Genomic DNA, 14325 nt, shown 5'->3' on the forward strand with positions numbered 1-14325 from the left:
CGCGGAGGCGCTCATGCACGGCTCGCCGGGCGCGGACGGCATTCCCATTGGCACCGAGAATCACGAGTCCACTCTGCTCGGCCGTCGCACGCAGCGGCGTCCAACCGCACGATCACCATAACTTCGGCATGACGTAGTTGCAAGCTTGTCAGCTCGTAGAAAATGAATCGCATCAGTGTTATTACTAGATACGGCTTTGAAAAGAACAGCGGGCACAACATCTTGTGGTGCGAGCTCGAGGACGGGAGCGACATGCGGAGCGATCAACGGCCGACGGCGCGTCGGGGCGCGGAGGAGACGAGCGGGGGCCGGACCCCGGTCGAGTTCCGGGCGGTGGCGGAGTGCGGCTCCGCCGACCTCGTGTACTTCTCGAGCGTCTCCGAGAACACCCGACGATTCGTCGAACGACTCGAGCGGCCGGCCCTGCGCATCCCGCTGCGCCCGCGCCTCGAAGGCATGATCCGCGTCGATCGCCCGTACGTGCTCGTCGTCCCGACCTACGGGGGCGGCGCGCCCTCGGGCGCCGTGCCGAAGCAGGTGAAGACCTTCCTCAACGACCCCGGGAACCGTCGCCTCCTGCGCGGGGTCATCACCGCGGGGAACACGAACTTCGGCGAGCACTACTGCCTCGCTGGCCCCGTCATCGCCCAGAAGTGCGGCGTGCCCGAGCTCTACCGCTTCGAGCTGCTCGGCACCGAGCGAGACGTCCGCGCCGTCGACGCGGGCCTCGACCGCTTCTGGACCGAGCTCGAGGCCGCAACCGCTTCACCCATCCGCCGTCATCACGAAAGAGAGCTTCGATGACCGAAACCCGAGCAGACCGCCCGATCGCCGCGTACTCGGCTACCCCGCCCGCCTACCGGCGCGATCCCGCGGTGCGATTGCGCCCCGTCAACTGGAACCGCGTGGAGGACGAGAAGGACCTCGAGGTCTGGAACCGCCTCACCGCGAACTTCTGGCTGCCCGAGAAGGTGCCGCTGTCCAACGACCTCGCCGCCTGGCAGCAGCTGCGCGCCGAGGAGCGGACGCTCACGATGCGCGTCTTCACCGGGCTGACCATGCTCGACACCGTGCAGGCCACCGTCGGCGAGATCTGCCAGATCCAGGACGCCCGCACCGAGCACGAGGAGGCCGTCTACACGAACATCGCCTTCATGCAGTCGGTGCACGCCCGCTCCTACTCCTCGGTGTTCTCCACCCTGACCAGCACCCCGGAGATCGACGACGCCTACCGCTGGGCGGTCGAGAACGATCTGCTGCAGGAGCGCGCCAAGCGGGTCCTGCAGCACTACTACGGCGAGGACCCCCTCAAACGCAAGGTCTCCTCGACCCTGCTCTCCTCCCTGCTGCTCTACGCCGGGTTCTACCTGCCGCTGCACTTCTCGGTACACGCCACGCTGACGAACACGGCGGACATGATCCGCCTCATCCTGCGCGACAAGGCCGTGCACGGCTACTACTCCGGCTACAAATACCAGCGCGGGCTCGAGGGATGCTCCGCGGAGCGCCGGGAGGAGATGCGCGAGTTCACCTTCGCGCTGCTCGAGGAGCTGTACGCCCTGGAACTCGCGTACTCCGGCGAGCTCTACCGGCCGCTCGGGCTCATGGACGACGTCGCCGTGTTCGTCCGCTACAACGCGAACAAGGCGCTCATGAACCTCGGCTACCCGTCGCGGTTTCCGGCCGACCAGACCGAGGTGAATCCCGAGATCCTCGCCGCGCTCGCGCCCGGCGCGGACGAGAACCACGACTTCTTCTCGGGCTCCGGCTCCTCGTACGTCATCGGCAAGGCCGAGGATACCGCCGACGGGGACTGGGACTTCTGACCCGGCCGACAGCGGCGGCGGATGTATCGGATCGCGACCTCGGGGCCGCGCCTGAAGATCGCGTCGAGGCGCCGGCGTCATCCGAGCGGATCGGCCGCAGGACGACGCGCTCCCCGCGCAGGGTCGGCTTCCCGCTGAAGATCGTGGCCGTTCCCGCACGGCCGGAGCTCGCTCCGGCCGTGCGGACTCCCCCGGCCGCGTGCTGCTCAGCGCTGCGCCCGCCACTCCTCGAGCAGCTCCGGGAAGCGCCGGTCGAGGAAGGCGTAGAAGTCGGCCATCTCCTGCACGCGGTCTCCGGCCTCGGTCCCGGGCTCCAGGCCGGGCGGGCGACGGCTCGCCCGTTCGGCGAACTCCCGATACAGGGAGCGCCGGGTGAGGGTGACCGTGTACCACTCGGGCGCGATCCGATACATCCGCCGCCGACTGCCGGGCATCGAGTCCACGCGGATCACCTGGACGGACTCGAGATATCGGGTCGCGCCCGAGATCGCCGCTCGGCTCGCGGAGAGGGATTCGCTGAGCCGCTCGGCGGTCGATGCGCCCTCGGGACTCGTGAGGAGCGCCATGAGCACGCGCGCCGGCATCCGTGGGAAACCTGCGGTGTCGAGCAGCGCCGCGAGCCCATCGGCATAGCGGCCGGCCTCCTCGTCGGGCGTCCGCTCGGCCGGCTCCTCCGGCACGCTGTCGGCGGGTTCATCGTTCACGGGTCGAGGTCCCTTCTGCGGTGGATTGCGACGGCGCCCGCGGCCGCGGCGAGGGCCGCTCCGGTCATCCAGACGGCGCCCGACCATCGGGGATCGGGCATGGTGACGAGCGGGCTGTGGAGGAAGGGCGAAAGCGAGAGCACCCAGGCCGGCAGCCCGAGACGCCCGCCGAGCTCGGCGAGGACGACGCCGAGCGCGAGGACGGCCCAGGCGATGCCGCCGGTGAACCGCGGCAGGGCTGCGAACACGAGTGCGATGATACCGAGAAAGAGGAGCGCCGCCGGAAGCTGCGCCGCCGTGGCGCCGAGCACCTCGGCCACCGCTCCGCCGCTCCGACCCTGGAGGACGTACACCGCCGCCGAACCCAGCGCGGAGGACGCGAGGGAGAGCAGGATCGCGAGCACGCCGGCCAGCAGTGCCGAGACGAGCCAGCGGACGGGCCCCACCGCGGCCCCGCGCACGAGTTCCGCGTTCCCGACGACCTCTTCGCGCCGAGCGTGCAGCAGCGCGAGGACGCCGGCGACCGCCGCGCACTCCCCCACGAGCACCATCACATAGCCCAGGAGCAGGTCGTAGAGTGGTCCGCCGCCGCCGACGACGTCGCGGATCGCCGTCTCGAGGCCGGGAGCCCGCTCGGCGTCGATCGCCGAGCCCGCCATGAGCGCGACGAAGACTCCGACGACGGCTCCGGCCGCCGCCATCGCGAGGAGGGCGCTCCGCTGCAGCCGCAGGCCGATCCGCAGCGGACCGCGCAGCCCGGCCGGTGCGTGCGTCGGACCCCGCCGAGGACGCAGGAGCGATCCGCCGAACTCGCGCCGCAGCTCGACGGCGAGGGCGACGGCGGCCCCCGCCGAGGACGCCGCGACGAGTACGGCGAGCGGCCCCGGCGCGAGGGCTCCGAACGGGTCGGCGAGGCCCGCGAGGCTGAACGGCGAGAGCCAGGCCGATGCCGCCGGGGCGCCGATGAGGGTGTCCGGGTCGACCTCGGCCTGCAGGTCCGCGACGACCCGCACGGCGAACAAGCCGATGATCGCCGCGAAGGCGAGTGCGGCGGCCACCCGAGCGGTGGGCGCGATCTGCCCCGCGAGCGCGCCGAGCGGCAGGAACACCGCGCCGACCAGTCCGCAGACCATCCCGGCGCGCAGGGCCCCGCCCGGCTCGGCTCCGCCCAGGACCAGGCCGGCGGCCATGGCGACGGCGAGCAGCAGCACGCCCGCCGCGCCCGCCGCCAGCGCTGCCGCGAGGGCGGCGAGCCTGCCGATGGCGGCCGCGCGCAGCAGCTCCCGGCTGCCGTCCTCCTCCTCGGCACGGCCGTGGCGGATCGTGAAGAGCACGGCGAACAGCGCGAATGCGTTCGCGAGCAGCACCCCGTAGGTGTAGAAGAGGAACGCGCCGTGCGACGTGCCCATCGGCAGACCGCGTCCTACCAGCAGCGCCGGCGTGTCGATCGCCGCGCGCAGCGAGGCCGCGCGCAGCGCCTCTTCATCGAAGCCGCTCGTCACGTGTCCCGAGCAGACCGCGGCGAAGGCCAGCAGGCCGATCGCCCAGACGAGCAGCCGGCCGCGGTCCCGGCGCAGGGCCGCCCGGGTCAGCAGCACGGCCCCGGTCACGCGGCTCGCCCTCCGCCGCCGGGCGCATCGCCGTAGTGGCGCAGGAAGAGCTCCTCCAGCGACGGCGGCTGCGCGGCGAGCCCCGCGATGCCCGCCTCGGCGAGCAGGGCCAGCACCGCGGCGGTGGCACCGGGCTCGACCGCGAAGCGTGTCCGCCCCCTCCCACTCGACGACGTCGTGGGCGATGGCCTCGAGCCGAGCGCGTGCACCCGCGTCCAGGATCTCGGGGATCTCGTACGCGGAACGGGTCAGATGCCGGAGCTCGGCGAGCGTGCCCGTCTCCATTCGCCTCCCCTGGCGGATGATGGAGAGTCGATCCGCGAGCTCCTCGACCTCGGCGAGGATGTGACTGGAAAGCAGTACCGAGGCCCCCTCGCGCGCGACCCGGGCGACCTCCGCCTGGAAGCGCCGGGCCATCAGCGGGTCGAGACCCGAGGTCGGCTCGTCGAGGATGTACAGCTCGACCGGCAGCGCGAACGCCGCGATGAGCGCGACCTTCTGCCGGTTCCCCTTCGACAGGGTGCGGATCCGCTTGGAGGGGTCGAACTCGAACGCCTCGATCAGCCGCTCCCGATCCGAGCCCGCGACGTCGCCCCCGCGCAGGCGGATGAGCAGATCGATCGCCTGGCCCCCGGTGAGCGACGGCCACAGATGCACATCGCCGGGGACGTAGGCAAGTCGCCGGTGCAGGCCGGCCGGGTCCTCCCACGGGCGCCGCCCGAAGAGCGAGACGCTGCCGCCGGTGGGGCGGTAGAGCCCCAGCAGCACGCGGATCGTCGTGGATTTGCCCGCGCCGTTCGGCCCGAGGAATCCGTGCACCTCCCCGCGATCGACCTCGAGATCCAGCCCGTCGAGCGCGCGGAACGACCCGAATCTCTTCTCCAGCCCTCGGACGCGCACGACAGCAGTCATGTCGACCACTCTAGCTAATTTCACTGATTTATGAAATAAGTGATTTAAGTGCGATCCCCAATATTGGAGGCATGGAGCATGTGCCCGCGATCCGGAATGCGCATCGGGCGCACCGATGGCAGGGGCTCCCGGCCTGGATGCCGCCCGAGCGCCACATCTGCGCCCGCGTCCGCACCTGCGCGCGCCCGCGCCCGCGAGTCCGAGTCCGCAGGGAGGCTTCACGGCTATCCTGTTCCCGACGGCTGTTCGCATGGATAACCAGCCGTCCCGGAACATCACCGTTGCCAACCATGCGCGAAGCGGCTCAGCGAGGAGTCGCCGGAGGTGCTGATTCATGAGCTCGACTGCAGACCACGCCGCGATCGGGAGGATCCTGATCAACGGCTCCGCCCTGGAGCTCGAGGGGCCGGTGCACACCACCGCCCTCGACTTCCTCCGCCGCAACGGGCTGACCGGCTGCAAGGAGGGCTGCGCCGAAGGCGAGTGCGGGGCCTGCGCGATCCTCGTCGCCCGCCCCGAGGGCGAGACGACCCGGTGGACCGCGATCAACGCCTGCCTCGTGCCCGCCGCGGCGCTCGAAGGCCAGGAGATCGTGACCGCCGAGGGCCTCGGCGATGCCGGGCGGCTGCATCCCGTGCAGCACGAGATGGCCGTGCGCGGCGGATCGCAGTGCGGCTACTGCACGCCCGGCTTCATCTGCAGCATGGCGGCCGAGTTCTACCGCCCGGAGCGTGCAGAAGACGAGGAGGCCGGGGAGCACGGCGGGGCGACGCCCGAGCACGGCCCGAACGGCTTCGACCTGCACGCGCTGTCCGGCAACCTGTGCCGCTGCACGGGCTACCGGCCCATCCGCGACGCCGCCTGCGCACTCGGGCTCCCCGAGGACGACGACCCGCTCGCCGCGCGCCGCTCCCGCCCGGCCCCTCCCCCGGCACGCACCGACGCCTCGGCCGACGGCCGCCGCTTCCGCCGCCCGTCGACGCTCGCGGAGGCCCTCGCGATCCTCCGGGAGGAGCCCGACACCACGATCGTCGCCGGCTCCACCGACTGGGGCGTCGAGGTCGGCATCCGCGGCCGCCGCGCCCGCTCCGTCCTCGCCGTCGACCGCCTGGAAGAGCTGCGCGGCCTGCACTGCGGCGAGGATGCGATCGAGCTCGGCGCGGCGCTCACGCTCTCGGAGATCGAGCGGGGGCTCGCGGGGCGCGTGCCCCTCCTGGACCGGCTGATCCCCGGGTTCGCCTCGCGGCTCATCCGCAACAGCGCGACGCTCGGCGGCAATCTCGGCACCGGCTCGCCCATCGGCGACTCGCCGCCCGTGCTGCTCGCCCTCGAGGCGTCCCTCGTGCTCGCCTCCGCGGACGGCGAGCGGGAGGTGCCGCTCGCCGAGTACTTCACCGGCTACCGCCGGACCGTCCGCCGGCCCGACGAGCTCATCGCCGCGATCCGCATCCCGCGGCCGCTCGGCAGATTCACCGCCTTCCACAAGATCGCCAAGCGGCGCTTCGACGACATCTCGAGCGTGGCCGTGGCCTATGCGCTCGAGATCGGCGCGGACGGCCGCATCGCGAAGGCCCGCATCGGCCTCGGCGGCGTCGCCGCCACGCCGCTGCGGGCGAGGGCCGCCGAGGACGCGCTCGAGGGGCGCCCGTGGTCGCTCGACACGATCCGGGCCGCGGCACCGGTGCTGGCCGGCGAGGGCACGCCAATGACCGACCATCGCGCCAGCGCGGAGTACCGCTCGGCGGTGCTGCGCACCTCGCCGGAGCGGCTCTTCGACGAGCTCGGCGGGCGCGACGGCGCGCCGCGGAGCATCCCGCCCGGATTCCGCCCGACCGGCCGGAAGGCGGCGACCCGATGACCTCCCTCTCCCAGCGCCCCGACGCTCCCGTCGTCGGCGAGACGATCCCGCACGAGAGCGCCGCGCTCCACGTCACGGGGCGAGCCCTCTACACCGACGACCTGGTCGGCCGCATGCCCCGGGCGCTGCACGCCCATCCGGTGCAGGCGGACCGGGCGCACGCCCGCATCCTCGACCTGCGCACCGCTCCGGCCCTCGAGGTGCCGGGCGTCATCCGCGTGCTCACCGCCGAGGACGTCCCGGGCGTCAACGACGCCGGGGCCAAGCACGACGAGCCGCTCTTCCCCGTCGACGAGGTCATGTTCCACGGCCAGGCGGTGTGCTGGGTGCTCGCGGAGACCCCCGAGGCCGCGCGCCTCGGGGCCGAGGCCGTGGAGGTGCGGCTCGAGCCGCTGCCCGCGCTCGTCACGGTGCCCGAGGCGATCGCCGCCGGGAGCTTCCACGGCGCGCGCCCGACGATGGCGCGCGGCGACCTCGAGGCGGGATTCGCGGAATCGGACCTCGTGCTGGACGGCGAGTTCGAGTTCGCGGGCCAGGAGCACTTCTACCTGGAGACGCAGGCCTCGATCGCGCACATCGACGAGGCCGGGCAGGTCTTCATCCAGTCCAGCACCCAGCATCCCACCGAGACGCAGGACATCGTCTCGCACGTGCTCGGCATCCCCGCGCACGAGGTGACGGTGCAGTGCCTGCGCATGGGCGGCGGCTTCGGCGGCAAGGAGATGCAGCCGCACGGATACGCGGCCGTCGCGGCGCTCGGCGCCAGGCTCACGGGCCGGCCGGTGCGGGTGCGGCTCTCGCGCACCCAGGACATGACGATGACCGGCAAGCGGCACGGCTTCCACTCCGCATGGCGCGCGGGCTTCACCCGCGACGGGCGCCTCGCCGCGCTCGACGTCACCCTCACCGCCGACGGCGGCTGGAGCCTCGACCTCTCCGAGCCGGTGCTGGCCCGGGCCATGTGCCACGTCGACAACGCCTACTGGATCCCGAACATCGCCGTGCACGGCAGGATCGCCAAGTGCCACAAGACCTCGCAGACCGCGTTCCGCGGCTTCGGCGGTCCGCAGGGCATGCTCGTCATCGAGGAGATCCTGGGCCGGGCGGCGCAGCGGCTCGGCATCGACGCCCGCGAGCTGCGCCGTCGCAACTTCTACCGGCCCGGGCAGACGACGCCCTACCTCCAACCCGTGCGGCACGCCGATCGCCTGGAGACGGCCTGGCGGCAGCTGCTCGAATCGGCCGAGGTCGAGCGCCGCGAGGCCGAGATCGATGCTTTCAACGCCCGGAACGAGCACCGCAAGCGCGCGCTCGCGGTCACGCCGGTGAAGTTCGGGATCTCGTTCAACCTCACGGCGTTCAACCAGGGCGGCGCGCTCGTGCTCGTCTACAAGGATGGCTCGGTGCTCGTCAACCACGGCGGTACCGAGATGGGGCAGGGGCTGCACACGAAGATGCTGCAGGTGGCCGCGACGGCGCTGGGGGTGCCGCTCGACGCGGTGCGCCTCGCGCCCACCCGCACCGACAAGGTGCCGAACACCTCCGCCACCGCCGCGAGCTCCGGCAGCGACCTCAACGGCGGCGCCGTCAAGCACGCCTGCGAGCAGATCCGCGAGCGCCTCGCGACGGTGGCGGCGACGCGGCTCGGTGCGAGCCCGGAGGACGTCCGGTTCTCCCGCGGCACGGTCACGGCGCTCGGCTCCGCCGGGACCCTCACGTGGGAGGAGGTCGTCGCCCTGGCGTACATGCAGCGCGTGCAGCTCTCGGCCGCGGGCTTCTACCGCACGGAGGGGCTGTACTGGGACGCCTCCACGATGCGGGGCGAGCCCTTCAAGTACTTCGCCTACGGCGCGGCGGCGAGCGAGGTCGAGGTGAGCCGCTTCGACGGCTCCTACCGGCTGCGGCGGGTGGACATCGTGCACGACGTCGGCGACTCGCTCTCCCCGCTCATCGACCTCGGGCAGATCGAGGGCGGCTTCGTGCAGGGCGCCGGCTGGCTCACGCTCGAGGACCTGCGCTGGGATACGGCGGACGGGCCGAGCCGCGGACGCCTCGCGACGCAGGCCGCGAGCACCTACAAGCTGCCGAGCCTCTCGGAGATGCCTGAGGAGTTCACCGTGTCGCTGCTCGACCAGGCGCACGAGGAGGGCGCGGTGTACGGCTCGAAGGCGGTGGGCGAGCCGCCGTTCATGCTGGCGTTCTCGGTGCGCGAGGCGCTGCGCCAGGCGGTGGCCGCCTTCGCACGCCCCGGGGCGTGCGTGGAGCTCGCCTCTCCCGCGACGCCCGAGGCGGTCTTCTGGGCGGTCGAGGCCGCCCGCGGCAGCGCGTCATGAGCTGGCTCGACGCCCTGCTGACGCTGCGCGATCGGCGGCGGGCGGCGGTGCTCATCACCCTCGTCGCCCGCCGGGGGCACGCGCCGCGCGAGGCCGGGGCCAAGATGGTCGCCACCGCGGAGGAGTCCTTCGGCACCATCGGGGGCGGCAACCTCGAGATGACGGCGCTCGCCAGGGCGAGGGAGCTCCTCGCCGAGGGCGGCGGCGGGCCCGAGACCCTGGAGCTGCGGCTCAACGAGCGGGCCCCGGCGCGGCACGGACGGCAGTGCTGCGGGGGCGAGGTGACGATCCTGCTCGAGCCCCTGCTCGTCCGGCCCTCGGTGGCCGTATTCGGCGTCGGGCACATCGGCCTCGAGCTCGCGCGCATCCTGTCGCGGCAGGAGCTCGATCTGCTCCTCAGCGACTCCCGCGCCGAGCAGCTCGAGGAGGCGCGGGCCCTCGACGCCGGCGCGGCGACGGTTCGCGTGCACCGCGCCGTGCTGGGCGAGGCGGTGGTCGAGGAGCTCCCGGCGGGCTGCCACGTGCTCATCATGACGCACGACCACGCCGAGGATCTGCACCTGTGCGACGCCGCGCTGCGCCGCACCGATCTCGGATCGGTGGGCCTCATCGGCTCCTCGGCGAAGTGGCGGCGCTTCCGGAAGCACCTGGTCGAGGGCGGGCATCCGCCCGAGGCCGTGGACTCCATCGAATGCCCGATCGGGATCCCGGACCTGCCGGGCAAGCAGCCGGCCACCATCGCAGTCGGCGTCGCGGCGGCGCTGCTGCGGCGCATCCACTCCCCCGCAGCGAACGGAGCGACGCCATGATCATCTACCGCGCCACGGTGTTCGACACCCCGGAGAACCCGTTCACGGGCGGCGCCCTCCGCGCCGAGGCCGATGCCGCGCTGGTCGTCGACGAGGGCCGCATCCTCGAGCGCGGGCCGTTCGGCCGGGTTCGCGGACGGTGGCCCGAGGCGGGGGTCGTGGACCTCCGAGAGGGGCTGCTGATCCCGGGCATGGTCGACGCGCACGTGCACTTCCCGCAGGTGCGGGCGATCGGCCACCTCGGCAGGCCGCTGCTCGAATGGCTCGACCGGTGCGCGCTCCCCGAGGAGATGCGGCTCGCCGACGAGGGGTACGCCCGCGAGGTCGCCGCCGAGTTCGTCACCGGCCTGGCCCGCAGCGGCACGACCACGGCGCTGGTGTTCGGCTCGCACTACGCCGCCGCCGTGGACGCGCTGTTCGCCGAGGCCGATCGAGTCGGGCTGCGGATCGCCTCGGGACTCGTGACGAGCGACCGGAACCTGCCGGAGCCGCTGCTGACCGCGCCCGAGCGGTCCCACGAGGAGGCGAGCCGCCTGATCCAGCGCTGGCACGGGTCCGGTCGGCTGCGCTACGCCGTGACGCCCCGGTTCGCGTACTCGGCGAGCGCCGAGCTGCTCGAGAGCGACGCGGCGCTGCTCGACGAGGCGCCCGGTGTCCTGGTCACCTCGCATCTCAACGAGAACCTCGACGAGATCGCCGCGGTGGCAGGGTTCTTCCCGGAGGCGCGCGACTACCTCGACGTCTACGCCCGAGCGGGGCTGGTGGGCCGCGGCACGGTCTTCGCCCACGACGTGCATCCCACGGATGCCGAGCTGGCGCTGCTCGGCGAGACCGGCGCGGCGGTCGCCCACTGCCCGACCTCGAACGCGGGGCTCGGAAGCGGGATCTTCCCCCTGCGCAGGCACCTCGAGCACGGCGTGCGCGTGGCGATGGGCACCGATGTGGGGGCCGGCACCGGCTTCTCGATGTTCAAGGAGGGGGTGCAGGCGTACTTCCTGCAGCGGCTCGCGCCCGACGGCGTGCCCCTCGCCGCGGCGCACCTGCTCCATCTGGTCACCGCCGCCGGTGCCGAATCGCTCGGCCTCGGCGATGCCGTCGGCGATCTCTCGACGGGCAAGCGCTTCGACGCGGTGTGGGTGCGCCCGGAACCGGGCGAGCCGCTCGACGTCGGTCTGCGGCACGCGCTGAGCGACGAGGATGCGCTCGCGAAGCTCTTCGCGCTCGGCACCCCGGCCGATGCGGCCCGCGTGTGGGTCGACGGCCGGGAGGTGTCGCGGCGTCGCTGAGCGCGCGGCGGGGCCGCCGACGCGCCGCGCCCTCAGCGCCGGCGTACGGGCGGGGCGACCTGGGCGCGGACGCGCTTGGCGCTGGTGAGCACCGCGAAGTACACGCCGAACGCGACCCCCACGCCGAGCCCGACGCAGGTGGTGCCGGCCTGCGCGAAGAACTCGACGCCGGAGCTCCCCGACATCTCGCGCAGGATGCCGCGGAACACCGTGATGCCGGGCAGCAGCGCGCCCGTGATGCCCATGAGCGCGAGCACCTGATAGGGGTACTTGATCCAGCCGGCGAGGAACACCGCCACGAAGCCGAGGAGCACGGCGGCGATCGAGTTCGCCCAGCCCGGGTGCAGGTCGGTGAGGTGGAGGAGCTGGCTCGAGGCGCTCGTCACGACGCCGAGCATCGCGGCGGGCAGGATGAGCGAGGCCTGGCCGCCGTTGGCGATCGCGTTGCCGATGGCGCCGAGCGCGGCGAAGACGAGGCCGAGGTACCAGGGCATGTCCGGCAGCTCGAGCGCGCCCGAGTGGGCGAGATCCAGCGCCCCGCCCACGTAGAGCACCACCGAGGCGCCGATGACGATGCCGCCGGCGGTGATCCCGACGTTCGCGATGCGGGTGAGCGCGGCGACGTACTCCCCCTCCACGGCGTCGGTGATGGCCTCGATGAGCTGCGGGAGCGGCAGGATCAGCAGCCAGGCCACGGCGAGGGCGGCCGCCGCGCCGGCGGGCTGCACGAGGCCAGCGTCGGCGAGCAGGATCGCGACCAGCCCGCTCAGCACCGTCTGGAGCGTGGCCGCGAAGAGCCTCGGCATGCCGAAGCGGCCCGCGAGCGCCGCGGCCGTCGCCGAGACGAGCTGCACGCCCGCCGCCGTGAGCCAGGCGTCCCATCCCGTGCCGACCTGCAGGCTGATGAAGAAGGCGAGCATGACGAGGCCCGCGGTGGACCACCACCAGGGCGTGCGCGAGGCGCGGATGCGCTCGATGCGGGCCGTCGTCCGCTCGGGATCGGCCTCGCCCCGCTCGATCTCGAGGACGACCCGGCTGAGCTCCCGCAGCCTCGCGCTGTCGATGACGTCGATCGAGGAGGCCCTGCCCCGGGCGTGCGACACGGCGCCGTCGGCGGAGATGTGCTCGACCGTGACGCGCGAGCCGAGGATGTCGAGCTGCGCGTCCGGAAGGCCGAGCGCCTCGGCGCAGGCCGCGAGCGTGCGGCTCGTCTGCCCCGTGGACTGCCCCGATTCGAGGAATCCGAGGCCGAGGCCGAGGAGCAGCTCGAGGCGCTGGTGGATCTCGACGTCGGTCATCCGGACTCCGTTGCTGCTCGAACCGAAAGGATGCGGCCCCGGGGCCGACGACTCCAGCGTAGGCGAGCGCTACAGGTTCCCGGTCAGCCGCGTGTGGAAGGCCTCGGTGTAGCGGTTCATGCCGGCGATCTCGACGCGCTTGCCGTACTGCTGCTCGTACTTGGTGACGATCGCGTCGAGGGCGGCCACCGTGGAGGCGTCCCAGATGTGGGATTCGCTCATGTCGATGACGATGCGCTCGGGGTCGTCGCGGTACTCGAACAGCGTCGTGAGGTCGTTGCTCGATGCGAAGAAGAGCTCACCCCTGACGCGGTAGCGGGCGACGCCGTCGGCCACCGTGCGCTCGACGCTGGCGAAGCGCGCGACGCGGCGCACGAACAGCACCGAGGCGACGAAGACGCCGATCACGACGCCGACCGCGAGGTTGTGGGTGATGACCACGGCCGCGACGGTCACGAGCATCACCGCGGTCTCGCTGCGCGGCATCCGCCTGAGCGTGGCGGGGCTGATGCTGTGCCAGTCGAAGGTCGCGGCGATGACCATGAGCATGACGGCGACGAGCGCGGCCATCGGGATCATCGACACGAGGTCGCCGAGCGCGACGACGAGGATGAGCAGGAAGACGCCCGCGAAGAAGGTCGAGAGCCGCGTGCGCGCGCCGGAGGCCTTGACGTTCACCATCGTCTGCCCGATCATCGCGCAGCCGCCCATGCCGCCGAAGAAGCCGGAGATGAGGTTCGACACGCCCTGACCCCAGCTCTCGCGAGTCTTGTTCGAGCGGGTGTCGGTGATGTCGTCGACGAGCTTCGCGGTGAGGAGCGACTCCATGAGCCCGACGAGGGCCATGGCGAGCGCGAAGGGCGCGATGATGCCGAGCGTCTCCCAGGTCATCGGCACGTCGGGGATGAAGAGGGCGGGCAGGCTGCGCGGCAGCTCGCCCTGGTCGCCGACGGTGGGCACCTGGAAGCCGGAGAACACGACGATGCAGGTGATGACGATGATCGCGATGAGCGGTGCGGGGATGGCCTTCACGACCTTCGGCATCACCCAGATGATGAGTACGCCGAGCGCGACGAGCGGGTACACGAGCCAGGGCACGTCGATGAGCTGCGGCAGCTGGGCGATGAGCATGAGGATCGCGAGGGAGTTGACGAAGCCGACCATGACGCTGCGCGGGATGAAGCGCATGAGCTTGGCGACGCCGAGCACCGCGAGGAGGATCTGGAAGACGCCGGCGAGGAGCACCGTGGCGATGAAGTAGTCGAAGCCGTGGTCGCGCATCACCGGGGCGATCACGAGCGCGACCGCGCCGGTGGCGGCGGAGATCATCGCTGGCCGGCCGCCGACCACGGCGATGGAGACGGCCATGATGAAGGAGGAGAACAGGCCCACCTTGGGATCGACGCCCGCGATCACCGAGAAGGAGATGGCCTCGGGGATGAGCGCGAGCCCGACGACGAGGCCCGCGAGCGCCTCGCGGGTGAGCAGGCGCGGGGAGCGCAGCGCCGTCCACACCGAGGGGTTCGGGCGGTAGCGGGCGCGGTCGTCCCGGGCGGGACGCACTTCGGTCATCGGGGTTCCTCCAGCTGGCGTCGACGGGGCGCTCGGCAGAATGCGCGCGATATCCGACGCCACGAGGCCCGGGGAACCAGTCTACCCGTGCCCCGGACGGGGTGTCCGGGGCGCGGG

10 protein-coding genes and 1 pseudogene are annotated in these 14325 nt (G+C 72.4%); 6 read left to right on the plus strand and 5 right to left on the minus strand.

Features of this window, described 5'->3' with window-relative positions:
- Positions 1-333: 333 nt before the first annotated feature.
- Positions 334-804 carry a class Ib ribonucleoside-diphosphate reductase assembly flavoprotein NrdI gene (gene nrdI / locus FM112_RS01310; protein ID WP_254910318.1) on the plus strand — a complete coding sequence of 157 codons (471 nt, stop codon included), beginning with the start codon at positions 334-336 and terminating at the stop codon, positions 802-804.
- A complete protein-coding gene (gene nrdF / locus FM112_RS01315; protein WP_087002468.1) occupies positions 801-1826 on the plus strand; it encodes a class 1b ribonucleoside-diphosphate reductase subunit beta in 1026 nt (341 codons plus the stop codon). The genes nrdI and nrdF overlap by 4 nt, the downstream gene beginning before the upstream one ends.
- 206 nt (positions 1827-2032) lie before the next feature.
- On the opposite strand, the gene FM112_RS01320 is transcribed toward nrdF, so the two are convergent.
- The 3 genes and pseudogenes from FM112_RS01320 to FM112_RS01330 form a co-directional block, all read right to left on the minus strand.
- Positions 2033-2530: a GbsR/MarR family transcriptional regulator gene (locus FM112_RS01320; RefSeq protein WP_140400528.1), complete on the minus strand. Its 498-nt coding sequence runs from the start codon at positions 2528-2530 to the stop codon at positions 2033-2035.
- The gene (locus FM112_RS01325) at positions 2527-4140 is read right to left on the minus strand and encodes a hypothetical protein (protein WP_087002472.1); all 1614 of its coding nucleotides are present in this window, start codon (positions 4138-4140) and stop codon (positions 2527-2529) included. Before FM112_RS01325 ends, FM112_RS01320 begins: the two co-directional genes overlap by 4 nt.
- A pseudogene (locus FM112_RS01330) lies at positions 4137-5052 on the minus strand (ABC transporter ATP-binding protein). Before FM112_RS01330 ends, FM112_RS01325 begins: the two are co-directional and overlap by 4 nt.
- Before the next feature lie 334 nt (positions 5053-5386).
- Here FM112_RS01330 and FM112_RS01335 point away from each other — a divergent pair.
- From FM112_RS01335 to guaD, 4 genes are read left to right on the plus strand one after another with little or no spacing between them, the layout of a single operon-like run.
- The gene (locus FM112_RS01335) at positions 5387-6910 is read left to right on the plus strand and encodes a xanthine dehydrogenase small subunit (protein WP_087002474.1); all 1524 of its coding nucleotides are present in this window, start codon (positions 5387-5389) and stop codon (positions 6908-6910) included.
- Positions 6907-9243 carry a xanthine dehydrogenase molybdopterin binding subunit gene (xdhB, locus tag FM112_RS01340; RefSeq protein ID WP_087002475.1) on the plus strand — a complete coding sequence of 779 codons (2337 nt, stop codon included), beginning with the start codon at positions 6907-6909 and terminating at the stop codon, positions 9241-9243. The genes FM112_RS01335 and xdhB overlap by 4 nt, the downstream gene beginning before the upstream one ends.
- Positions 9240-10052: a xanthine dehydrogenase accessory protein XdhC gene (gene xdhC, locus FM112_RS01345; RefSeq protein WP_087002477.1), complete on the plus strand. Its 813-nt coding sequence runs from the start codon at positions 9240-9242 to the stop codon at positions 10050-10052. Before xdhB ends, xdhC begins: the two co-directional genes overlap by 4 nt.
- Positions 10049-11338, plus strand: coding sequence for a guanine deaminase (gene guaD / locus FM112_RS01350; RefSeq protein ID WP_087002479.1), 1290 nt, complete (start codon positions 10049-10051; stop codon positions 11336-11338). Before xdhC ends, guaD begins: the two co-directional genes overlap by 4 nt.
- Positions 11339-11370: 32 nt before the next feature.
- Here the strand turns inward: guaD and FM112_RS01355 are convergent, their stop codons facing one another.
- On the minus strand, positions 11371-12636 hold the full coding sequence (locus FM112_RS01355; RefSeq protein WP_087002481.1) for a threonine/serine exporter family protein: 1266 nt from the start codon (positions 12634-12636) through the stop codon (positions 11371-11373).
- 69 nt (positions 12637-12705) lie between these two features.
- Positions 12706-14208, minus strand: a complete 1503-nt coding sequence (locus FM112_RS01360) for a SulP family inorganic anion transporter (RefSeq protein WP_087002483.1) — start codon at positions 14206-14208, stop codon at positions 12706-12708.
- Positions 14209-14325: the final 117 nt, after the last annotated feature.

The sequence above is a fragment of the Gulosibacter sp. 10 genome, assembly GCF_900163695.1.
Classification (GTDB): Bacteria; Actinomycetota; Actinomycetes; order Actinomycetales; family Microbacteriaceae; genus Gulosibacter.

Coding starts and splice junctions, on each gene's coding strand:
- nrdF (WP_087002468.1), top strand. CDS start 801: ATGACCGAAACCCGAGCAGACCGCCCGATCGCCGCGTACTCGGCTACC.
- FM112_RS01335 (WP_087002474.1), top strand. CDS start 5,387: ATGAGCTCGACTGCAGACCACGCCGCGATCGGGAGGATCCTGATCAAC.
- xdhB (WP_087002475.1), top strand. CDS start 6,907: ATGACCTCCCTCTCCCAGCGCCCCGACGCTCCCGTCGTCGGCGAGACG.
- xdhC (WP_087002477.1), top strand. CDS start 9,240: ATGAGCTGGCTCGACGCCCTGCTGACGCTGCGCGATCGGCGGCGGGCG.
- guaD (WP_087002479.1), top strand. CDS start 10,049: ATGATCATCTACCGCGCCACGGTGTTCGACACCCCGGAGAACCCGTTC.
- FM112_RS01355 (WP_087002481.1), bottom strand. CDS start 12,636: ATGACCGACGTCGAGATCCACCAGCGCCTCGAGCTGCTCCTCGGCCTC.
- FM112_RS01360 (WP_087002483.1), bottom strand. CDS start 14,208: ATGACCGAAGTGCGTCCCGCCCGGGACGACCGCGCCCGCTACCGCCCG.